Source organism: Nonomuraea sp. NPDC059023, assembly GCF_042740095.1.
Classification (GTDB): domain Bacteria; phylum Actinomycetota; class Actinomycetes; order Streptosporangiales; family Streptosporangiaceae; genus Nonomuraea.
Genome location: NZ_JBHYIO010000028.1, coordinates 60,012 through 82,765, shown reverse-complemented (window position 1 = coordinate 82,765; position 22,754 = coordinate 60,012). Strand labels below are relative to the sequence as shown.

General features: G+C 66.0%; 15 protein-coding genes. 3 read left to right on the top strand and 12 right to left on the bottom strand.

The features are described 5' to 3' along the window. Positions 1-8: 8 nt before the first annotated feature. Genes ACFWYW_RS38310 through ACFWYW_RS38280 form a run of 7 tightly spaced genes read right to left on the bottom strand, consistent with a single transcriptional unit; the run spans position 9 to position 7,366 of the window. Positions 9-794, bottom strand: a complete 786-nt coding sequence (locus ACFWYW_RS38310; RefSeq protein WP_379621362.1) for a 2,3-dihydro-2,3-dihydroxybenzoate dehydrogenase — start codon at positions 792-794, stop codon at positions 9-11. A 20-nt stretch (positions 795-814) separates the two neighbouring features. Continuing rightward, positions 815-2,011, bottom strand: coding sequence for an FAD-dependent monooxygenase (locus ACFWYW_RS38305; RefSeq protein WP_379641198.1), 1,197 nt, complete (start codon positions 2,009-2,011; stop codon positions 815-817). A gap of 29 nt (positions 2,012-2,040) precedes the next feature. Then, positions 2,041-3,357: an AMP-binding protein gene (locus ACFWYW_RS38300; RefSeq protein WP_379617139.1), complete on the bottom strand. Its 1,317-nt coding sequence runs from the start codon at positions 3,355-3,357 to the stop codon at positions 2,041-2,043. Beyond that, positions 3,354-4,115, bottom strand: coding sequence for an amidohydrolase family protein (locus ACFWYW_RS38295; protein ID WP_379617137.1), 762 nt, complete (start codon positions 4,113-4,115; stop codon positions 3,354-3,356). Before ACFWYW_RS38295 ends, ACFWYW_RS38300 begins: the two co-directional genes overlap by 4 nt. Before the next feature lie 3 nt (positions 4,116-4,118). Then, the gene (locus ACFWYW_RS38290; protein WP_379617135.1) at positions 4,119-5,222 is read right to left on the bottom strand and encodes a 3-dehydroquinate synthase II family protein; all 1,104 of its coding nucleotides are present in this window, start codon (positions 5,220-5,222) and stop codon (positions 4,119-4,121) included. A gap of 21 nt (positions 5,223-5,243) precedes the next feature. After that, on the bottom strand, positions 5,244-6,068 hold the full coding sequence (locus ACFWYW_RS38285) for a 2-amino-3,7-dideoxy-D-threo-hept-6-ulosonate synthase (RefSeq protein ID WP_379617133.1): 825 nt from the start codon (positions 6,066-6,068) through the stop codon (positions 5,244-5,246). A gap of 14 nt (positions 6,069-6,082) precedes the next feature. Beyond that, complete coding sequence (locus tag ACFWYW_RS38280; protein ID WP_379617131.1) at positions 6,083-7,366, bottom strand: aspartate kinase; 1,284 nt, start codon at positions 7,364-7,366, stop codon at positions 6,083-6,085. Positions 7,367-7,917: 551 nt separating this feature from the next. On the opposite strand from ACFWYW_RS38280, the gene ACFWYW_RS38275 reads away from it, so the two are divergent. Then, positions 7,918-10,041, top strand: a complete 2,124-nt coding sequence (locus tag ACFWYW_RS38275; RefSeq protein WP_379617129.1) for an NAD(P)-binding domain-containing protein — start codon at positions 7,918-7,920, stop codon at positions 10,039-10,041. Positions 10,042-10,079: 38 nt separating this feature from the next. On the opposite strand, the gene ACFWYW_RS38270 is transcribed toward ACFWYW_RS38275, so the two are convergent. After that, on the bottom strand, positions 10,080-10,505 hold the full coding sequence (locus tag ACFWYW_RS38270) for a DoxX family protein (protein ID WP_379617127.1): 426 nt from the start codon (positions 10,503-10,505) through the stop codon (positions 10,080-10,082). 205 nt (positions 10,506-10,710) lie between these two features. Here ACFWYW_RS38270 and ACFWYW_RS38265 point away from each other — a divergent pair, with 205 nt between their 5' ends. Continuing rightward, positions 10,711-12,603: an anthranilate synthase family protein gene (locus tag ACFWYW_RS38265; RefSeq protein ID WP_379617125.1), complete on the top strand. Its 1,893-nt coding sequence runs from the start codon at positions 10,711-10,713 to the stop codon at positions 12,601-12,603. A 9-nt stretch (positions 12,604-12,612) separates the two neighbouring features. Here ACFWYW_RS38265 and ACFWYW_RS38260 read toward each other — a convergent pair whose 3' ends face one another. The 4 genes from ACFWYW_RS38260 to ACFWYW_RS38245 all read right to left on the bottom strand — a co-directional run bounded on the left by ACFWYW_RS38260 (position 12,613) and on the right by ACFWYW_RS38245 (position 16,558). Then, complete coding sequence (locus tag ACFWYW_RS38260; protein WP_379617123.1) at positions 12,613-13,200, bottom strand: class I SAM-dependent methyltransferase; 588 nt, start codon at positions 13,198-13,200, stop codon at positions 12,613-12,615. Between the two features lie 86 nt (positions 13,201-13,286). Beyond that, positions 13,287-13,511, bottom strand: a complete 225-nt coding sequence (locus ACFWYW_RS38255; RefSeq protein WP_379617121.1) for a ferredoxin — start codon at positions 13,509-13,511, stop codon at positions 13,287-13,289. Between the two features lie 36 nt (positions 13,512-13,547). Next, on the bottom strand, positions 13,548-14,975 hold the full coding sequence (locus tag ACFWYW_RS38250) for an MFS transporter (protein WP_379617119.1): 1,428 nt from the start codon (positions 14,973-14,975) through the stop codon (positions 13,548-13,550). Positions 14,976-15,430: 455 nt separating this feature from the next. Then, complete coding sequence (locus ACFWYW_RS38245) at positions 15,431-16,558, bottom strand: integrase core domain-containing protein (RefSeq protein ID WP_379617117.1); 1,128 nt, start codon at positions 16,556-16,558, stop codon at positions 15,431-15,433. A 618-nt stretch (positions 16,559-17,176) separates the two neighbouring features. Here ACFWYW_RS38245 and ACFWYW_RS38240 point away from each other — a divergent pair. Continuing rightward, positions 17,177-22,705, top strand: coding sequence for a DNRLRE domain-containing protein (locus ACFWYW_RS38240; RefSeq protein WP_379641196.1), 5,529 nt, complete (start codon positions 17,177-17,179; stop codon positions 22,703-22,705). The last annotated feature ends 49 nt before the right edge of the window (positions 22,706-22,754 follow it).

The window sequence follows — 22,754 nt, the reverse complement described above, 5'->3', positions numbered from 1 at the left end:
GGACCTGTTCACACGTGCAGGGCGGCGCCGCCGTCGACGTACAGGTCGTGCATGGTGATGTGGCCCGCTTGATCGGAGACCAGGAACGCGACGGCGTCCGCCACATCGCGGGGCCGGGCCAGCTTTCGCAGGGGAATGCCGACGCGGAAGGCGGTCGGCGATCCCGCTATCGCGAACGCCGGATCGGCGTGGGGACCCAGCATCGAGCGCAGCATGGGGGTGTCCGTCGAACCCGGTGAGACGATGTTGCAGCGGATGCCGTACTCGGCCAGCTCCAGCCCGAGGCATCGGGTGAACTGGGCGGACGCAGCCTTGGACGCGGCGTAGGCGGCCATCTCCACGCGCGGCACTCCGGCCGCGTTCGACGCCACTGTCACGATCGCGCCCTGGCGACGGTGAACCATCCGGCGGGCCACAGACCTGCAGACGTTGAACACTCCGCCCGCGTTCACCGACAGCACGTCGTTCCAGTCCTGGTCGGGCAGCTCGACCACCTTGCCGGTGCGCAGGACGCCGGCCGCGTTGACGAGGATGCCGATGGGGCCCTGCTCGCTCTCGACCTGGCCGATGAGCTCGTCCACCGCCTCGCTGTGCCGTACGTCGACGGTGTAGGCGCGTGCCGAGAGGTTCTCTGCCTCGAGTTTGGCCACGAAGGTGGCCAGCCGCTCCGCATTGCTGTCGACTGCGGCGACGTGTGCGCCGGCACCGGCCAGGGTTCGTGCCACCTCGGCGCCGATCCCCTGCGCCGCGCCGGTGACCAGCGCGATCTTCGCCTCGATCCCGGACAGTTCCATCGCGATCTCCCGCCTGCTGGTCACCCGATGTCCCGGGCGAGCGTGGCTCGGTTCGTGGCGGCTTGGTCGGCGTCGTAGCCGAACAGCCATTGCTGATCGCCCAGACTCGACGACGCTCGAGCGCCGTCGTCGCGCTGCCGCTGCGCGTCTCCGTCGGCCAGGTGGAACGTCCGCACGCTGTCGCGTGATTCACGCTGAATCCGGTTTGTCCGTGGAAAACGTAGGTGTTCGTAGGCCAGTAAGGCCTCGCGCAGGCCGTATCTGCCCGCCTCGGCCAAGAATCGGGCGAGCGTTACGGCGTCCTCGATCGCCTGATTCGCGCCCTGGGCACGGAACGGCAGCATCGGATGCGCGGCATCACCGATGACGGCCACCCTCCCCGACTGGAGCCTGGGCAGGCTCTCTCGGTCGTGCAGCGCCCATCGGCTGACCGCCTCCGCCGCGCCGATCAGCCGGGTGACGTCCTCGTGCCAGCCCATGTAGGAGGACGTGAGCTCGCGTACGCTGCCCTGCGCCGACCAGGACTCCTCCCACCAGTCCGGCTCCGCGACGGTCGCACCGAAGCTCACCAGCCGACCGGCCGACACCGGGTAGCACACGCAGTGCCGACCCGGCCCGAACCACAGTTGTACACGCGGCTCGGTGAGCAGATGGGGCACCCGCTCCACCGGCACCAGCCCCCTGTAGATCGTCTGCCCGGAGTACCGAGGATGGTCGGGCACGAGGTGCTCACGCACCACGGAGTGGATTCCGTCGGCGCCCACCGCCAGGTCCGCGACAACCGTCGCGCCATCGGACAGATCCAGCCGCACGCTGTCGGCCCGCTGCGTCACGGCGACGCAGCGGGCGCCGAGGTGCACGCGCTCCGGCGGAAGAAGCGAGAGCAGGCTGCTGTGCAGGTCGGCCCGGTGCAGGGTGTAGTAGGGTGCCCCGAACCTGGCCAGGCACTCCCCACCCAGCGGAATGCGTTGCAGGGATGTGCCGTCGTCCCAGCGCCGGATCTCGATCGCCTGCGGCGCGACCGCGACGGTGGCCAGCGCGTCCGCCAGACCCAGTCGGTGGAGTTCGCGGGTGGCGTTGGGCGCGAGCTGTACTCCGGCCCCCACCTCGGACAGGCGCGGAGCTTGCTCGTAGACGTGGAAGTCGACGCCGACCCGCCGAAGGGCTGCGGCAAACGCCAGACCGGCGATGCCGGCCCCGACGATGGCCACGCTCATCTGCGACATTTCACTCCCATCGCGGAGGGTCAGTAGTAGAGGAGCGCCTTGTCCCAGTCCTCGTCCGGGCCGAAGAGGCTGCGCGGCTTGACCACGTCGGACATCGAGGTCAGGACCGAGAGCGGCACCAGGCCACCCGGCGAGAGCCCGGCCACCTCGCTGTCGACGCCGAAGGCGGTCCGCACCAGTGCGGCCAGCTCAGCTCGCGCGGCTTCCCGATGCTCGTCCGGTACCTCGATCTCGATCCGAAGCTGCGCCGGTGTCGCCTTCGCCCGCCAGAACAGCACGCCGTACTTGTCCGGGAGGGAGAAGACGAGTTCCTCCAGCCGATGCTGGTTGATCTTCGCGGTACCGACCTGATAGCCGAAGGCCGCGCGGCCGAGCACCTGGATCGTGGGAAGGCCCCATCCACACGGGCAGTCGCGATAGGAGACCGAGACGTTGTCCTCGAGGTTGTAGCGCAGCAGGGGCATCGCCTCCCGGTAGAGCGGCGTGACCACCAGTTGCCCCTCGCCCTCCATGCGTACGGCCCCGGTCTGGGGGTCGTAGACCTCGAACAGGGCGCGGTCGGACCACAGGTGCAGCCGCCCGTGCGGACATTCCCCGGCCAGGCTGCCGGTTTCGGTGGAGCCGTACTCCTCGATGAGCGGCACACCCCAGATCCGCATGATCCGCTTACGGCGCGCTTCGGTGAGCGGCTCCCCTCCGGTGAACAACGCGCGCAGCGCGGGGAAATCGGCGTCGGGCCGATACCCCGCGGCGTCCGCCGCCGCTGCCCACAGCAGGCATTCCGTCGCCACCGACCAGGTCAGCGTCACGCCCAGGTCGTGCAGGACACGGATCACCCGGGCGTACGGCATGGCCAGCGAACGGTTGTCACCGGGCACGATCGTGGCCCCGCGCAACCGCCCGGCGGCGTGGGCGAGGTGACCGGTGAGCATGAGGGCGTAGGGCGTGCGTACCAGGAAGATGTCCTGTTCTGACATGCCGATCCACTTACGGGCGAAGCGTTCGGCCAGGTCGACCCAGTCCTCCTCCGTGTAGAACGACGGCGTGGGCCGGCCGGCGGTGCCGCTGGACTCGTGATAGGTGGCCACCCGCTCCTGGGGCACGCCGAGCATGCCGTACGGATAGTTATCCCGCAGGTCCTGTTTCGTGGTCAGCGGCAGGCCGGCGAGATCGGCGGCGGTGGTGGGCAAGGCTCCCGAGTTCAGCCGCCGGCGGTAGAACGGCGACCGCGCGGCCCAGGCGACGGTCTGGGGAAGCTGCTTCTCCTGAAGCCGCTGCACATCGGCCATGTCGTTCCACTGGCCGAGCTGAGGCAGGCCGGAACTCGTGTCGTTCATGGCTTTTCCTCTCCAAGCAGTCGGTGGGCGTTGTCCCAGGCCACCAGCCGCCACTGGTCGGGCGTCGTCCCTATCGCCTGGAACTTGGCCAGCTCCACGGCGGGATGCTGCAGCGGGTACTCGGAGCCGAACACCACCCGGTCGGCGCCCACCCGGCGCAGTGCCGCCTCGGCCACGCAGGTGTAGCCTCCGGAGGTCTCGAGGAGGATGTTGGGCTCGTCGGCGATCAAGGCGAGCGCGTAGAAATCGATGTTGCCGATGCCGCTGTGGCCGAGCACGAAGTTCACCGCGGGGAACCTGCGGGCCAACGTCACCAGGTCGGCGACGCCGGCACCCCGACGCGCGAGGCAGACCACATAGACGCAGTGGCCGAACGACTCCGCCACCCCGACCAAGGCGGTGACGGACGGGTCGAGAAGGGCGATGCCGTGGACGGCGGGCGAGATCTCCAGGCCGCGGAACCCGGCGGCCCTGCCACGGTAGACGTCGCAGGCCCGGTGAGGGTTGGCGAAGTAGAACGGCACCAGGCGCCCATCGGTACCCTCGCAGGCGGCCAGCACCGCGTCGTTGTCAGGATCGGTCTCCACATGCCCGCCCTCGATGAGCTGGCAGGACAGCCGGTCGAGGTCGATGGTGCCGCCCGCGCACACCACCGCCCGGTCCAGTCCGCATTCGTCCAGCGTCGACAGAAGCCGCGCTCTGGCGCCTTCCCGAGGAGCCAGGCGCATGTGGAAATCCAGGATGGGTCGCGCCGTCACCGCTCACTCCTCGATGCAGAACTCATCGATCGGGTAGCCGACGTGCCGCTGCTCGCGCGGTAGGCAGCCGAGCAGTTTCGTGCCGGCCGTCAGGTCCGTGACGTTGAGCACCGCGCCGCCCGGCCCGAGCACCCGGACGTGCCAGTCGTCCTGGACGATGAGGTTGATGCGCACGCCCGACGCGGAAACCGCGTCAATCGCGAGCATCGGCCGCGTCTCGATCTTGACTCGGCCCACGGTGACGGGCCGCGCCCGCCCCGTGGAGTCCACGGCGAGCACTCTGCGGCCGGCGCCGAGTTCGCTGAGGTAATTGGTACGCCCGCCGTCCGACAACGTGTAGGAGTGCAGCGCGCCGGCGTTGACCCGGAACGGCCGCGTCGGCATGTAAGGCAGTGGGTGCGTCTCACTGCAGCACAAGATCATCCCGTGGGAGTAGGAGCCGACGAGGATCCCCTCGTCGGGGCGGAAGTGCGAGCAGGTGTCCACGCAGACCCGCTCGCCCATGCCGGCCCGGCTGATCGCGGTGACCTGCAGCTCGTCCAGGACCAGTTCCGCCGACCTTCCCGTCGCGGCGGCCTTCAGGCTGGTGGCCTCGCCGATGGCGCGGGGCGCGAGCATCACACCGTCGGAGCCGTGCTCCAGCACGCCGAAGACGATCTGTGCTTCCTCGACGTCGGCCACCTGGGTGATGACCGAGCCGTCGGCTCCGGCGCCGGCCGCCAGCACGATCTCCAGAGGAATCTTGGTGGGGTCACGGAAGGCCAGCACGCTCCACCGCTCGTGGCGCGCGGCCCGGCATGCTTCCTCCAGGCTGGCGGGATCGGTGATCTCCACAAACCTGCCGAACTCCACATCAGGGTGGCGGCCGGCCAGGTCGGCGGGCTCCCCGTGCCGGGCCGGGGTGACGATGACCAGGTCGGCGGGTTCCAGCTTGTCCGGCAGTGCGTCGGTCAGCGGGAACAGGACCTTCTTCACCGTCGGGGGTATCACTTCCAAGTCAGCCGGATCCGCCGCCACGACGGCGTCAATCCGCTGGTGAACAGCCTCCTCGATGATCGCTTCCCTGGCGCCGCCGCCGTTGCGGATGTCCAGCCAGCACAGTTTCACGGATCTTCTCCTCTGCCGAGCTCAAGTGGTGACGGAAAGCTGGTCGTCCAGCGCTTCATGACCCGGGGAGTACGGCGGATCGTGGATCAGGTTCGCGATCGTCGCGGCCATCCGGCCGGGCCGTCCGGCCTGGAAGACGTTGCGGCCGATGGCCACACCCGCCGCCCCGCCGCGCAGCACGTCGGAGACGTGGGCCAAGACCGCGCCGGTGTCCTTCTGCCGGGGGCCGCCGGCGACGATGACCGGGATCGGGCAGGCCCGGACGACCTCGGCCATCAGGTCGGGCGAGCCCGCGTAGTCGGTCTTGACGATGTCCGCGCCGAGATCAGCGGCCAAGGACGCCGCGTGTGCCACCAGCTCGGGCGCCCGCGAGTCGGTGATCTTCGGCCCTCGCGCGTACACCATGGCGAGCAGCGGGACGTTCCAGCGATCACACTCCTCCGACACCGCGGCCAGATCGGTGATCTGGCGGACTTCCTGATCCGAGCCGAGGTTGACGTGCACGCTGACCGCGTCGGCGCCAAGCCGCAGTGCCTCGTCGACGGCGGCGACCAGATACTTCGCGTTCGGATCGGGCGCGTGCCTCGTGCTCGCGCTCAGATGAACGATCAGAGACATCCGGGAGAACCAGCCGGGATCGACGTGACGCAGGCTGCCCTTGTGGAGCACCACGGCGTCGGCTCCGGTGCCGGCCAGCTCGCCCAGCAGGGTGTTCAGATCTCCATGCCCCAAGGGCCCGTCGGTGATGGAGTGATCGAGGGGGACCACGAACAGGCGTCCGTCGTCATGCCGGAACAGACGTCGCACCCGCAGCCGCCGGGCGAACGAGGCGTTGTGTACTGCCATGTGTCTTGCCTCTCTCAGACCGGGGCTTCGCGGTCGCGGGTAGACGGCGTGGGGGCGAGGTCGGGAGCGCGCCATTCGCCTTTGTCCAGGCCGAACTCCCGATGCAGGACGTCGACGGCCTCAGCGGTACGGTCCTGCGGAACGATGACCGACAGCCGCGACTGGGACGTGGAGATCCAGCTCGTCGGGATTTCGGCGGAGGCCAGGGCCGCCATCAGCTTGGCCGTGTACTCGGGGCGGCTCAGCAACCCCATCCCGACCACCGACACCTTGCCGACGCTCTCGTCGAAACGCACACCGCCCCCGAAGCCGACCGCGACCTCGTGCAGCGCAGCCCGCACCCGATCCGCTTGGCTGCGGCGGATCGTGAAACCCATGCGGAACTCGTTCTCGTAGGGGCCGGACCTGGCCACCAGGTCGACGACCGTCCCGTGGGCGGCGAGTGCCTCGAACACCTTGGGCGCCAGATCGTGGTCGCCCGACCGGCAATGCACGAGCACGCGCACGACATCGGTGTCATGGGCCACGGCCACGACAGCCCGCCGAGTCTCCAGTGGCCGGCCGTCCCGACGTTCCGCGATGGTCGTGCCCGGCACCGCGGACAACGCGTTTCTGACGTGCAACTCGACCCCCTCCATAGCTGCCAGCTCGACACAACGGGTATGCAGAATCCGCGCACCCGCGAACGCCATCTCCGCCATGACCGCGGGATGGACCCATGGCAGGCACCGGGCGGCGGGCAGGACGCGGGGGTCGGCGCTGAAGACTCCGTCGACGTCGGTGTAGATCTCGCATGCGGAAGCCCGCAGCCTGGCCGCGAGCGCCACCGCGGTCGTGTCGGAACCTCCGCGTCCCAGGGTGGCGATATCCCCAGCGGGGTTGACTCCTTGGAACCCGGCGACCACGGCGACCTTGCCCTCATCCAGGACGGCGCGCACGGGTCTCGCTCCGATACTGGAGATCAGCGCGTCGCCGTGCCGATCGGTCGTCCGAATCCCCGCCTGGTGACCTGTCAGCGAGACCGCCGGCACGCCGAGGCCGTTCAGCGCCAGCGCCATCAACGCCGCCGACTCGCTTTCACCGACGGCCAGCAGCTGGTCCAGTTCCCTGGACGCGTTCGCCGGACCGACGTCGGCGGCCAATCGCAGCAGCTCGTCGGTTCTGCCGCCACGAGCGGAGACGACCGCGACGGTCGGTCTTCCTCGCCGCCACTCCCCCGCGATACGCAGGGCGGCATGAGAAACACGGTCCAGGGTCTCCAAAGAAGTCCCGCCGTATTTCTGCACAAGAACATCCACTGCCGCATCACCCGCCCGAATTCGTCCTCGGTGAAGCTGACATTAATCGCGGCCCGCCGGACTTCCCACTACTCGCGCGGGTAGTGCGGCCAGGTCCAGGTATTCACGCCATGGCCGCCACCGTGCCATTCTCCATCGATGACCCGATGAGGCGGCACGAGTGGACGGTTCACGCCACGCCTTTTCCGTATGCCTCGGCATGGACATTGCTCACCCAGGTAGTTGCCCGCGCGTTTCGATGGCGCAATGCTCAGAATTGTGGCCGCGACTTATGGCCGCGCCATCCGCTTTGCGCATCACCCGTTCACGGGAACTTGGCGGAAACAGCGCGAACAAGTGAAGCAGCCGACCCCGCTCTATGCGGAGACTACCGAGATGGAAGAGCGCGCCTATATCGATGGGGAGGCTCTCGCGTGTCCGCCAGACTTCTTTCCCTCAAACAACGGTCAAGAACGGCCGTCATTCTCGCGGCGCGGTGCCTGGGCACGCTCCTGCCGGGGGAGGCCACTCCCAGGCGGCTGGCGAAGTTCGCGCTCGTCAGCACCTGCACCGTGCTCGTCCTGCTCCTGGGTGCCAGTGCGATCCTGCTGGCCGCCGGTGGCGAGCTGGGCTGGGCGGGAGTCTGCATCCTCGGCTGTTTCGTCCTGGACGGCATCGACGGCGCGCTCGCGCGGAAGTTCGGGGTGGCCAGTCCCTTCGGCGCGCAGATGGACTCGCTCGCCGACCTGTGCGGCTTCGGCGTCGCGACGCCACTGCTCGCCTGCTACTGGCTCACCGGTGCCGCCCCGCACTACGCGGTCGTCTCGGCGTGCGCCGCCCTGGCCACCTGCGCGATGATCCGGCTCGCCCGCTTCAACGTCCTGCCCAAGGACGGACGGTACTTCGCCGGGTTGCCCGCGGCCATGCCCGCCGTCATCGTCGCCGTCGCCATCCAGCTGGGCGTCGAGCCCTCCGCCGGCCATCTGATGGTGGTCGGCGTCCTGGCCATCCTCATGATCACCATTCTTCCGTACGCGAAGATCGGCAGGATTCTCGCTCTTCCCTGGTGGATCTGGCCTATTGCCGTACTTGTGGTCGTAGCGAGCCCGAAGGCGGCGTTCGGGTTGCTGGTCGCCGCCTACCTGACGTCGGGCCCTGTCCTGTGGGCCCTGAAGCGCGCCTCCCGGCCGCGGACGGTGCCCGTTTCTCGGCAAGCGCCTGCCCTGTCGCCGCATCCGCACGTCCACATTGCGATCATCGGGGCCGGCTTCGCCGGATTGGGCGTGGCCATCCGGCTCAAACAGCTCGGCATCGACGATTTCCTCGTGTTCGAGCGTGCGGACGACCTCGGCGGAACCTGGAGGGACAGCGTCTACCCCGGGGCCGCCTCCGACGTGCCGTCCAATCTCTACTGCTATTCCTTCGTCCCCGAACCGGGATGGACCCGCACGTTCCCCACGCAGCCGGAGATCCAGCGATACCTCCGGCGATGCGCGAACGAGCACCAGCTGGACCGCCATCTCCGGTTCGGCCAGGCGATGCTGTCCTCCGAATGGGATGATGACGCCGCTCACTGGCGCGTCGGTACCTCCAAGGGGCCTCTGACAGCGGATGTCCTGGTGGTGGCGACCGGTCCCCTCAGCGAACCGGCCACGCCCTCCGTTCCCGGGCTGGAGCGGTTCACCGGCACGGTCTTCCACTCCGCGACGTGGGATCCCTCCTACGACATCCGCGGCAAACGCGTCGCGGTGATCGGGACAGGGGCTTCAGCCGTCCAGTTCATCCCGGGGATTCAGCCGCAGGTCGCCGAGCTCTACGTCTTCCAGCGCAACCCTCCGTGGGTGATGCCGCGCTGGGACCGCGACAAGACCGTCCTGGAGAAAGGGCTCTTCCGCAGACTCCCCAGTGTGCAACGACTGGCACGCACCGCCATCTATCTGTGGCGGGAGTCGCTGCTCCTCGGCCTGGCATATGACCAGCGCATGCTCAAGCCGGCGGAGTGGCTGGCACGGCGTCATCTCCGCCGGCAGGTCGACGACCCCGAGCTGCGTGCCGCGCTGACCCCCAACTACAAACTGGGCTGCAAGCGGATCATTCTTTCCAGCAGCTACTTCCCCGCGATCACCCAGCCGAACACCGAGCTGGTGACGAGCGAGATCCGCGAAGTGCGCCAGAACTCGATCATCAGCGCCGACCAGACCGAACGCATCGTCGACACCATCATCTTCGGCACCGGGTTCGAGCGCGCGCACACTCCCGTCGCAGAGCGGATTCGCGGGAGGAACGGCCGGCTGCTCACGGATGCCTGGCGCGAAGGCGCGGAGGCGTATCTCGGCACGGCCATCGCCGGCTATCCGAACCTCTTCATGATGCTGGGGCCGAACACCGTCTCGGGGCAGAACTCGTCCCTGGTGACCATGGAGGCCCAGATCAACTATGCGATCAACGCCGTGCGCTTCATGGCCCAGGCCGACGTGGCGGCTGTCGAGGTGCGGGGGGAGGTCCAGTCGGCGTTCGTCGCAGACGTTCAGCGCAAGATGACCGGCACCGTGTGGGTCTCGGGCTGCAGCAACTGGTACGTCGACGCCCATGGCCGCAACACCACGCTGTGGCCCGGATTCACCCGAACCTTCCGCCGGCGCACGCGCCGCTTCGATCACGAGAACTACCTGGTGCGGAGCCGTTCAGCGCCCTGAGCGCCAGAACCGTCCAGCGGTCAGGGCGGGAACGACCTCTAGGGAAGGCTCACTCGCCTGCCCTTCACGCGGGCGAACAACGCCTTGGTCTGCGGCCAGCGCCGCCACGCGACCACGGTGGCAACGGCCAGCCAGAACAGCGGCACCCAGGGTGGGTCGTCGATGACGACCACGTTGGTGAACGCGGCCGAAACGAGCAGGGCCGTCAACCCGAGTGAGGCGAGACCGGCCAGCGCGGGGATGAGCACGCCGATGCCGCCGGCCAGTTCCAGGAAGCCGACCAGATACCTGAACCACTGGCCGGCGCCGATGCGCTCGAACAGATTCACCATCACGGGCAGGCCGATGAGTTTCGTCACCCCGCCGGCGATGAAGTCGAGGCCCAGCACGATCTGCACTATCCACAGCACCACGTTGGCACGCCGGCTGGGTGCGGTCTTGTTGACGGTTTCGTTGTCGGTCATCGCATCCACCTCTCCCCGCCCGAATTTTCCGAACTCGGCTGAGCCTGACGATAATCGCGCCACTCCCTTCCTCCCACTACTCGTGCGAGTAGTGCCGACTCATGCAGGTATTCACGCCACGGCATCTCCCGATGGCGGCTTCACGCTATTGCTCGTTTACGTACGGCGCTGCAAACTGCTTTTCATGTGAAAAGGGGGGATCGATATGTTCGACCGCGTCGAAGACGGGCGTGCCTTTGCCCTTCTCTATCGGCCGCACGCTGGCCGAGAAGCGCGCATTGAAATTCTCGCCGGTGACGTCTCCCGGGTGAATCGTCTGGCCGATCTGCCGCTGCCGGACGCTCGATCGGGTGAAGCCGGGAACGATCTTCTCGTGGCGGTGCCGTACCGGCAGATCGTCGAGCGCGGCTTCGCCTGCCGTGACGACCATGCCCCGCTGCTCGCCATGCGCGTCGAAGAGCATGCCGAGCTCAGCCGGGAGGAAGCGCTGACGCGCCTGCCCGAGGACGACGTGCGTGTGCTCGACGCCGGATTCGACATCGGCGACCAGAGCTACGCGGAATGCGTGCGGCGTGTTCTGCGCGACGAGATCGGCCAGGGCGCCGGATCCAACTTCGTCATCAGGCGCTCCTTTGTCGCCCATCTGCGGGACTACTCGATCCGCACCGCGCTCAGCGTTTTCCGCCGGCTTCTCACCGGCGAACTCGGAACGTATTGGACATTCCTCTTCCACACGGGTTCCGAGACCTTCGTCGGTGCGTCACCCGAGCGCCATGTCAGCATGACCGACGGCACGGTCATGATGAATCCCATCAGCGGAACCTATCGGCATCCGCCCAGCGGGCCGGACACAGCAGGGCTGCTGGAATTTCTCAACGATCAAAAAGAGTCCAACGAGCTCTACATGGTCGTCGACGAGGAACTGAAGATGATGGCCCGCATGTGTTCCTCCGGCGGCAGGGTTCACGGCCCCTTTCTCAAGGAAATGGCCCGGCTGACGCACACGGAATACCACCTGAGCGGGCACAGCGACCTCGACGTCCGTGACGTGCTGCGGGAGACCCTGCTCGCGCCGACGGTCACGGGCAGCCCGCTGGAGAACGCCTTCAGGGTCATCAGCCGCCACGAGACGACGGGCCGCCGATACTACGGGGGCGTCCTCGCCCTGATCGGCCGCGACTCTCGCGGCTCCCGCACCCTCGACTCCGCCATCCTCATCCGCACCGGGGAAATCAGCCCCCAAGGCCGGATGCACCTGGGTGTCGGCGCCACCCTGGTCCGCGATTCGAACCCTGACTCCGAGGTCGCCGAGACCCACGCCAAGGCCGCCGGAATGCTTCAGGCGCTCGGTCTCGCCGGCGCGAGTGGGCAGCCGTCCGGAACGCGCGCGCGCACGTCGGCGACCGCCGACCCTCACGTGCGCAGGGCCCTGGAAGCCCGCAACGGGACCCTGTCCCGGCTGTGGCTGGAGGGAGCGCACCGAACCGCCCCGGATCCGCGGCTGGTTGGCCGCCGAGTGCTGGTCATCGACGGAGAGGACGCCTTCACCGGGATGCTCGGACATCAGCTTCGCGCGCTCGGGCTGGAGAACGTGATCGCACCCTTCGACGACCATCCTGACCATGAAACGTTCGAGCTCGTCGTGGTCGGGCCCGGGCCGGGCGACCCCCGCGACGCGGCGGACCCGCGCATACGCGCGCTCCGCGGTCTCACCCGCGACCTGATCGCGGGCCCCGTCCCGTTCCTGTCCATCTGCCTCGGCCACCAGGTGCTCGCGGCCGAACTCGGCTTCGACGTCATCCGGCGCCCCGTACCTCATCAGGGCGTTCAGCGTCTGATCGACCTGTTCGGCCGCCCCGAGTACGTGGGCTTCTACAACACTTTCAGCGCTCTTTCCGATCAGGAGGTCGTCTTCTGTGAGGCGCTGCGCGACCACGTCCGGGTCAGCCGTGACAGCCGATCGGGCGAGGTCCACGCCCTGCGAGGTCCAGGCTTCCGATCGGTACAGTTCCATCCCGAATCGGTGCTCACCCAGCACGGACCGGAGATCCTCGGCGAACTGCTCTCGTCGCTGCTCGCGGTGGTCCTCACCACCTGATCAACGACGTCACCGCAGGCGCGTCGCCGTATAGACGAAGGCGGGCGGAAGGTTCGCCCAGACGACGCCGCTGACGGCGACCTCGCCGAACATGGCTTTCAGAACCTGGCCGAAGCGGCGCGCGGGCGGCGCCCAGCAGGCATGGACATAGGCGTAGGCCACGAAGATTCCGTCCGGTGCCAAGCTGTCCCGGACGGCCCCCATCAACCGGTGCTGCAGGTCCTGAGAGAACAGCGCGTAAGGAAGACCGCTGATGACCGCGTCGGCGCACTTCAGTTCGCGCTCATCCAAAAGCCGTCGCACATGTACGGCGTCGCCCACGGTGACATCCACCGCCGGAAAACGCTCGCGAAGCAGTGCGGCGAACCGGTCGTTCAGCTCAACCGCCAGATGGAGACCTCGCCCGGAGAGCCGATTCTGAATCGCTGCGGTGAACGCGCCGGTGCCCGGTCCGAGTTCGACGACCACCGGATCGCCTTCGCCCGGCAGAGGCGCGGCCATTCGCTCGGCGACTTTCGGCGAGCTGGGGATGACCGACGCGGTTCGGAGTGGATTTCTGAGGAACTCACTGATAAAGAGTTTGTGCTCGTCGCGCACAGCACACCGTCCAGTATTCTTCCTGTGATAATTCAGTAGATACTGAGCGGCGCATTTGAGCCACTACTCGAATTGATAAACAGATGCTACTCGAGCAGGCAGTCGGCGACGGGCATTCTCTCGGACAATTCAATAGCCTCGGTGGGACAGCAGTCAGCCGCTTCACGGACGTTCGCGTGAAGGACCTCGGCGGGCGCGGGATCCAGCAGGACGACGATGCGGTCTTCGTCCCGCTGGCCGAACACCTCTGGAGCGGCCAGCACGCACTGGCCGGACCCACAGCACTTCTCTTGATCCACGGTGACGTGCACGCGGACTCCTCTTCGCTGGTCGGAGTGAAGGTGTGGTCACGGATTCGCGCCCTTGACGTCCGCGGCCCGCTCCCCCTGGGCCGCTACCTCCTGCTCGCCGGGTAGGCGGGTACGCAGGAGAGCCAGGACCGACAACCCGCTGAGCACCGTCGCCAGGATCATGGCGCCGCGCATCCCCGCGACCTGATAGGAGGTGGCGGACCACACCAAAGTGGCCAGCGCGGGCCCCATCGCGAATCCCATCGTCCGGGCGAGGCTGGTCGACGACCCGGTGGTCGCCAGGAGCTGGGGCGGCGCGTTGGTCATGGCCATCGCCATGTTGGGGGCGTTGAACAGACCGTTCCCGAAGCCCGCGAGAAGGAGCCGCCACCCCAGATCGCCCAGACTCCAGGAGCTGTCCATCGGAAGCAGCAGGGCAAGCCCGACGGTGAACACGGCCGCCCCCAGGATGGCCGTTCTCCTCCTCCCCCACCAGTCGCCCAGGAAGCCGCCGACCGGCCCCATCGCGGCCATGCCCGCGGGGAAGAGCAGGATGGTGACCCCGGCCGCCGACAGCGACTCGCCGAGTTCACGTTGCATGAAGAACGGGGTGATGAAGAAGACCGTGCCGATGGCCGTCGCCGCCGAGGCCAAGGCGACATGTGGTCCCACCTCCCCCGGCCCGCGGAAGAGCCGGCGAAGGGACTCGCTCGCGGGCATCCGCGCCCAGACGAGCACCAGCAGCACGGCGACCAGCGCGAGCAGCATCCAGGCCGGTCCGCCGCTCGCGGTGAACGACAGGGCGAGCAGGAGGGCGGCGACAGCCGTACTGATCAGGAGCGCCTCCGCGAACCACCGGCGATCAGGCAACCGCAACGGCGCACCGGATGGCAGCGTCAGCAGTCCGACCGCCATCACGAGAACGCTGACCGGAACGTTGACGAAGAAGATCCACGACCAGTCCAGCCTGTCGACGATCAAGCCACCAAGCCCCGGCCCGCTGAGCAGGCCCAACGGACCCAGCGTCGTGATCAGCGCCATCGCGCGGCCGCGCGCCTCCGGCCGGACGGCCGTCGCGGCCAGCGCCGGAACCAGCGAGAAGAGAAGCGCGCCGAACGTTCCCTGGACCAGACGTGCGCCGACCAGCCAGGCCATGTCGGGCGCGAACCCGGCGGCGACGCTCGCCAGAGCGAAGCCGGTCAGTGAGAATCCCAGAGCCGCACGCCTGCCCACACTGTCCAGCCACCTGCCGCTCGGCAGCGCGAGCCCGGCCAGCGGCAGCAGGTAGGCGAGTACGACCCACTCGGTCAGGCTGGTGACGATGCCCAGATCTTGCTCGATCGCCGGCAGCGCGACGTTGACGATGCTCATGTCGATGGACGCCATGAACACGGCCAGGGCTGCGGCGACTGCCAGCGACCACCGATTCCGTTGCGGGCTCGGCTGCGCTCCGGGGCTTTCGCGACCCTCAGTACCCTCGGCCATGGCAAGGTGCTCCCTTGTGTCGATAGGCCTTAGTCCGGCTTCATCCACCCGAGCAACGAATTCGACTCGGATGGCTTCGCGACTGGTTTTCGACGAACACCAAACCCAGACGGGCGGCCTCCGCCTTGCGCTGCTTGCGCTCAGAGCCGCCACTGCCCGCCATCGGACGGGGTACCCCGCCCGGGACTCGATTCCGGCCGTCTCGGCATTGCGCCTAGACAGGCAGTGGAACGCACAAGGCAAGCTTATATCAATCCATATAGATCAATCAAGCTAGTTTGGTTGATTGGGCGCGACATCAGGTTGTCACGAATGCGGCTGACCAACCTGAACCGCAGGCCTGCGCAGACTGGAAGGTCGTCGTCGATCACGGCGCCTGGCTCGGGACCGACGTGGAGATCGTTGAACGCAACCCTGTGCCGCTCGAATATTGGGTTATGTGGTCTGAGCTGCGGCTACGCGGCGTAGTGGTATTCGTTGATCGTGCCTGTGGCGACGCGTTTTCGGCGGATGGATCGCAGGTCGTCGAGGTCGGTCACGCCGAGGATGGGCTGCGTTGCGATGTCCGGGGGACGCTGCTGCCGTGACTGGTGCGGGCGGTGCCCGTTGTAGTGGATCAGATACTCATGCAGCACGCGGGTCGGGTGGCGTTCGTTGAGGATCAGGATCCGGTCCAGAAGTTCGCGGCGCAGGGTGCCGATGACGCGCTCGCAGATGGCGTTCATCCTCGGGGTCCGCGGCAGCGTGGTGATGATCCGCAGTCCTTCAGCTGTGAAGACCGCGTTGAAGGCTGCGGTGAAGAGCGGGTCGCGATCGTGGATCACCAACCGCACCTCAGCGATGCGATTGCCCAGGTCCATCGCCAGGTTGCGGGCTTGCTGCACGGTCCATGCTCCGGTCGAGTGCGCGGTTACTCCGGCCAGGTACAGTCGCCGGGTGCCGTGCTGGATGAAGATCAGCACATACAGCCGTTTGAGCAGCATCGTCTCGACCACGAGGAAGTCACAGGCGATGATCGCGTGGGCTTGGGTGGTGAGGAATTGCCGCCAGGTCGGCCCGGCCCGGCGGGGTGCAGGATCGATGCCGGCGGCATGCAAGATCTCCCACACCGTGGAGGCCGCGATCGAGTAGCCCAGGCGCGCCAGCTCCCCCTGGATTCTCCGGTGTCCCCAGGCCGGGCTCTGCTGCGCCATCCGGACGATCAGCGCCTTGACCGGCTGGCGGGTGCCGGTGCGTCCCGGGCTTCTCCTGTCGGTGAAGGTCCACTTGCGCGCTACCAGGTTGCGGTGCCAACGCAGGATCGTCGCTGGGGTGACCGGGAAGACCTCCGCCCACCGGCCGCGGCGGATCAGCCGGGACAACGCCGTAAGCCAGAGCCGGTCGACGTGATTCCACCGCGGCCGGCCGCCGAGCTGACGGCGGAGCACCTGGTTCTCCTGACGGAGCACCAGCAACTCAACATCCTTGGACAGATCAGCACGGATCAGCACGGTCAGCAGGCCGAATAAGCCCCTCACCAACCGGTAGACAAGCGATAACAACACCTCGAGATGGTCGCAGCCGCCGCCCTGATCACGCAGCAAAACCCCAGCTCACAGCACGAAACCGTATTTCCGAGCGGGACACGATGCTGCAGGTCGGCGAGAGTCTCGGTCCGCTTGCGCGCCTCTTCGACGCCTTCGGCCCGTACTTTGGCCAGGGGCTGCGCGCTGTTCGGCTTCCTGCTGCACCTTCGGGGCTGCCTCCGCCCGATCTATGGCACGCGCGGTGAAACGTCGAACATGCCCACCCCCCGGCATCGGCGTGATGCTTTGAAGCGCCGGCCAGGACTTGAACCTGAACCTTCCCTCCGGAAGAGGTACGTGCGAGCTGACACTTTCGGCGCGCGTGACCGCTGCGCCGCCGATCGGACAGCAGATCGCTGCTGATACCAACCGATCACATACAAGGGGACAGTAAAGATTTGTCTCCCCGTATGCGTGAGCGTTGGGTCTGAGTCATTGCCGATTCTCGGGGTCCGTTCAAGTGTTGCGGAGGATGACGTTCCAGTTACGAGAATGATCTTTACGAAAACCTTCGGACATGCGATACTATACAGGTTTTGTCCGTTTCGGTGAAGGGTTCAAGTGGAGAGACATCGATTCGCCTTCGGTTTATCGTCGCGAGCGCGCCGCCGTGCCTGCTTGCTCGCAGCCTTAATCTTGCCCGTTTCCCTGATGGCGGCACCCGCGATAGCGCAAGAACCCCCACCAGCCCCGGCCAAAGATTCGCAGGCCATCAACCCTGGCGATGAAGCTGATGCCGCACTCGCGCGGGCCAAGACAAGCAACAAGCGCATCGAAATCGAATCGTATAGGTCGGAGACGGCCACATATTACGCCAATCCCGACGGTAAGACTCTGCAGGCCGGGCTCTCCGCAACTCCCGTTCGAGTCAAGAAGGACGGCGAATGGCGGACAGTTGACCCCACGCTGATTGAGGCAACGGGAACTCTCCAGCCGAAAGCTAGCCTGGGCAACCTGCGTTTGTCACTGGGTGGTGACGCCACTGCCATCAGATACACCGATGCCGCAGGCGAAACTGCGATCTCGGCCCCCAGCCCATTGCCCAGACCAGTTATCAAGGACAACACGGCCACCTACCCTTCGGCGTACGGGCCGGGCATCGACATGGTCGTTACGGTCACTCCAGAAGGATTCAGGCAGGATGCTGTGATTAAACAGCGGCCTATCAAGGATCTTCAGCTGCGTCTGCCAATGCAGCTACCTAAGGGACTCGCGCTCGGATATGGGCAAGACAAGTCGCCGGGCATCCTGGATGCGAAGGGCAAGGAGGTCGCAGATAGATCGGGTGCGCCCATGCTGGACTCCGCCGCCTTGGCGGATCCCGACAAGGGCCGCATCGGAAGGGCCAAGGGCGAGGTTGTCGGCGACACCCTAGTGTTTACTGCAGGCTCCGCCTTTCTCAATGACCCTGCCACAGTCTACCCAGTCACGGTTACTACCGCCTTCGACGAATGGGAAGGCACGGGCATCGCGGGCGACACGCACGTCAGCAATGTGCTGCCGAACGGTGCTGAGAACGCCACCTTGCCGTGGCTACTTGCTGGCAAGTCGCATAGCGGCACACGTACCCACCGCACCTACATCATGTTCCATATCTCGGGAACGCCTCTCGAGGGCGGAACGGTCCACAACGCTGATCTTCGTTTGCATAACCAGGACTCCCACACGTGCAGCGATGAAGACAGTCCAGGTATCGTTCTGCAGCGTGTCACTAGCCCGTGGAGTACTAGCACCATCAGCTGGAGCAACCAACCGCCTACTGTTTTCGACGGCCGGGTCGCCAACAAAGGTGCCTACAGCGCCACCCGCTGTCCGGAGGGTGAAGGCGAGCTCTATTACTCCATCGAGCAGATCGTCCAGGCGTGGATGAGCGGCACACCGGATTATGGTGTCCAGCTCAGTTCGGTGATCGAGGCCGATGTTACCCAGAACTGGCGCTATTACCGCTCTCACGAATATGGCGGCTACGACACCTATCCATTTACGCCACGTGGCCCGGTGCTCTTCATCCAGTACACCCCAGTGCCCAAGACCACTAGGGGCATCCTTATGCCCTACCAGGACGCACAGCCGACGCTCGCAGAGATCGACGCTGCCACCTCAAGTGGCACGGCTCCGCAAACGCCTCCAGAGGTGACAGGCGAGCAAGCCACCGCGATGCGAGAGAATTCCGACGGCTACTACATGGAGGACACAAGCTACGGGTTCGGCGTCCCCGAGGAAGTAACCGAGCAAGAGTGGCTTGACGGGATGGACGCCACTTATCTCCCCGGCTCCGACCGGGAACATAACCCCAACCCCGACACCACGCCTCCCGCGGTGACTTCCACGACTCCCGCGAATGCCGCGACCGATGTACTCCCGAATTCAGCGATAACAGCAACTTTCAGTGAACCAGTCAGCAATGTGCAGGCCGCTGTTAAAACGTCTCTAGGAACGAGTATCGCGGGTACACTCGCGATGGATGCGGCCGGAACCACGATGACGTTCACTCCTCAACAGCCGTTGAGTGCTAACACGGCACACACCGTCGAGTTGAGTGGCGCCAGAGATGCCTCGGGTAACACGATGGCCCCCTACTCCTGGGCATTCACGACCGATGCCGCCCCGAAGGGTCATTGGAAGTTCGATGAGGGCTCCGGCCGCACTGCCGCCGATTCTTCCGGCAACGAAAACGACGCCACCCTCGCCGAGTCGACCAAATGGATCGAAGGCAAGCTCGGCACCGCCCTATCGAACGTGACCACCCCTTTCAGCAAGACCCCTACCTCCGTGGTGGACGAGCGGACGACCCGCCGTCGCGCACTCGCATCCCAAGAGGCTGTGCGGCAGGGCAAGCCCGTTGAAGTGGGCGCTGAGACGTCCGAAACCGCGATCACTTACGCATTGCCCGACGGCTCCTATCGGACCGAGATAGCCGCCGGCCCGGTCCGCGTAAGGAAGAACGACGCATGGGTCCCCATTGACACCACCCTCCTTGAAGTGGACGGTGCGCTGAGGCCGAAGGCTCCTGCTGGAGGCGCCGTCGTGGAAATCTCCACCGGCGGAACGACGCCGTATGCCAGAGTGACGCATCGCTCAGGTGAAACCATGGCTTTGTCATGGCCGACTCCGCTGCCCAGGCCCAAGCTAGAAGGCAACAAGGCAGTCTTCGAAAACGCCGCCGGACCTGGCATGGATCTCGTCATCACTGCTCTACCGGCAGGGGTCCGGCAGACCATACGCCTACGCGAGAGGCCCAAGCAGCCCGTCGACCTGCGCTTCGCCTTCGCGGGGACCTCTACTTTGACCGAAGGCAAGGAGGGCCGCCTCACGCTCACCGATGGCCGAAAGAGGTCAGCAACTGCGCCACCGCCGCTCATGTGGGACGCCAGCGCCAAGGGGCTGCTGCCAAACGCCAAGACGGCAAAGGTCCCCGCGAAGGTCGTCACCAAGGGCGGCCGCACCGAACTGGTTCTCAAGCTCGACAATGGCTTCCTCTCTGAGGAAGACACGGTCTACCCGGTCCAGGTCGACTCGACGCTCATACAGCCCATCATCAACGACGTCGGGTTGTGGAGTCTCGACACCGCGGGCCAGCCAGCATATCCCGGCGGCGCAACAATGATGGCCGGCACACAAACCGGCAACGAAAAGCATCGCACCTACCTGCGTTTCGACACCGTCGGCCTTCCCGGCCAGACTGTAACCGATGCCAAGCTCTCACTGCTGAACATCGATTCATCCGCATGCGGGGCTGCTGTGGGAGCCGGGATCCAGGTACAGCGAGTAACCGGCACGTGGGACGCCAACAACCTATACTGGGCCAACAAGCCAACGGCAACCAGAGAAGGCGCCCAGCTCAACACAGCCGGATACAGCACTGGCTGCGCCGACGGCCACAAGCGCCTGGAGTGGAACGTCACCAGCATGGCTCAGGACTGGGCCGCCGGCGCGGCCAATCACGGCCTGGTCCTGCAATCTCCAACCGAGAACAACACAGCGAACTGGCGCGTCCTGACATCGTCCGAGAACACCGACTTCGCCGAACCCACCCCGACGCTGACCATCACCACGAGCGGCCCCAGTTCATCGCCTTCCGTCGCTGGGCCCGTAATCACCCCCGCCCAGCAGGTGAATGGCGTCACCGTGACCAACTCGCTTACGCCGCAATTGGCCGCAACCGTCGCCGACACCATCGGCGGCACTCTGACTGCCGAATTCGAGGTCGAGCACGACCCCGCGGCCAGCCAGGGTACGGGGCAGATCTGGACAGGCTCCTCTGCAGCAGTCGCCTCCGGCAGCCAGGCGGCAGTGAGCATCCCCACAGGAAAATTGAGTGACAACCTGAAGATCCGTTGGCGCGTTCGCGCAGTGAACAGCACCGCCGCAACAACATCACCATGGTCATCGTGGGCGTTAGCTACCGTGGACGTGGCCGACACCACGATCTCGTCCATGGCTCAAACCACGGACCCTGTTCTGCGGACAGACCAAAGCTTCTCCATCGCGGCCTGGCTGCGCTGGAACACCACAGGCTCCGGCTACAGCATTGTGGAACAGAAAGGCTCCAACACCACACCCTTCAAGCTGGGGAGCGATCCACAAAACGGCCTGGTCTTCACCCTGACGCAAGCAGACCAGAGCGGCTCAACTTCCCAAGGGGCGCTCTCAGGCATTCAGCCGCCGGTCAATGAGTGGTTCCATCTCGTTGGCGTCTACGACAGCTCTGCCAACAAGGTGACCCTCTATCTCAACGGTACTGAGATCAAGAATGCGCCCGTCAGCTTCCCAGGCTGGAGCGCGACCGGGCCCATGCACCTCGGCGCCAACATGGGAGGCAACCTCGACGAGGTATCGGCCTACCAGAAGGCCCTTTCGCCGGCCCAGGTCAGCCTTCTTTACGGCTCCGCCAGCGCAACGCCTCCGAGCGCGGCGACGAAGACGACCTCCAAGCGGTCAGACGCAGCAGTTGCCGCAGCGAAGAAGTTCCAATACGCACACATGAGCACTGCCGACTGCAAGCGTATCCGCCCGCCCGCGCGCGGGCCCGCAGTGGCATACACAGGTTCGTTCACCCTCTGCTACTCATTCCTTGTGGGAGAAGTCGACACCACCGGACCACCCATGGCCGAGCGCGAGGAAGGACGATGGACAGCCCAGATGGTGATCGTCGTCCATTCCTATGTCGGTCACATGATCGGTAAAGCCAACGCGCACAGGGCGAGGCCAAGCGATGTGCCCATCGGCCGCTCGCTCAATAGCCGGCAGATCAGGATGCAGGTCCAGATGGGACCGGTAACTGCCACAGGCTCATACCAGGACGACTGGCAGGACAGGTGGATGCGCGTCTTCTCGGGGGCATCAGGCTGTACCGCAGACGCCAACGACGGCGCACATAAGACAGTTGAGGAATGGGCGCAGGGTAATATCCACGAGATCGTTCTAGACCGCACCTCGGACGACAATTCGCCAGATCCGCATAAGGCGAGTTCGTGTTCCCTGTCCCCAAACGTCCGCTACACTACGCATTGGTTCTGGGATAGAAAGGATTTGGCGCGCGCACAGACCTTTAGGTGTGACAGCTCCACGTTGTTCACCTTCTACGCTAGCGGCTGTGTTCTGGCAAGCCTACGCCCGGTCTTGATCTTCGACGAAAACAGTTCAAGCGAAGACATGATCGCTCGCCATGTCTGGACCGCCCTCTACGACTCGGGCCTTACCTGGCCCAAGGTCGGCAGCGGGCCGGCCAAGAAGATACCCGGCGCCTTCATTCCGCACGCCCCCTCCTGTCACGGTCTTTGCCTTAGGCGGAGCACGAGCGAAGGCGTCCATGACGCCAACGCCGGTGTTGCGATCCCTCAATGCAGAAGGATCCGCAACTATGTCAAGCCGGACAGTTGCGATGAATATCCCTTCGCCACAACGCTCCAAGGGGCTGGCCAGACCACTACCGGGTACAACTACTCGGTAGCTATAGTCCATGAAAACCAGAACTGCTCTCAAGGTGGCACTATCAGCCAGTGGTACCAGCGCAATCGGATTCTCGACCTCGACGCATACTGGGTGGATGTCATTCGTCGAGGTGACAACCGACCGTACAGTGGCGCGCCCGGCACCGTTGCTCGCGACCCCGCGTCAACACCCATCAATCTCGCGACCTGCACCTTCGACGGCGTATCCTAGCCGCGAATGAGCTCAGCCCTGGGAGCCGAAAGCGACTCCCGGGGCTGTC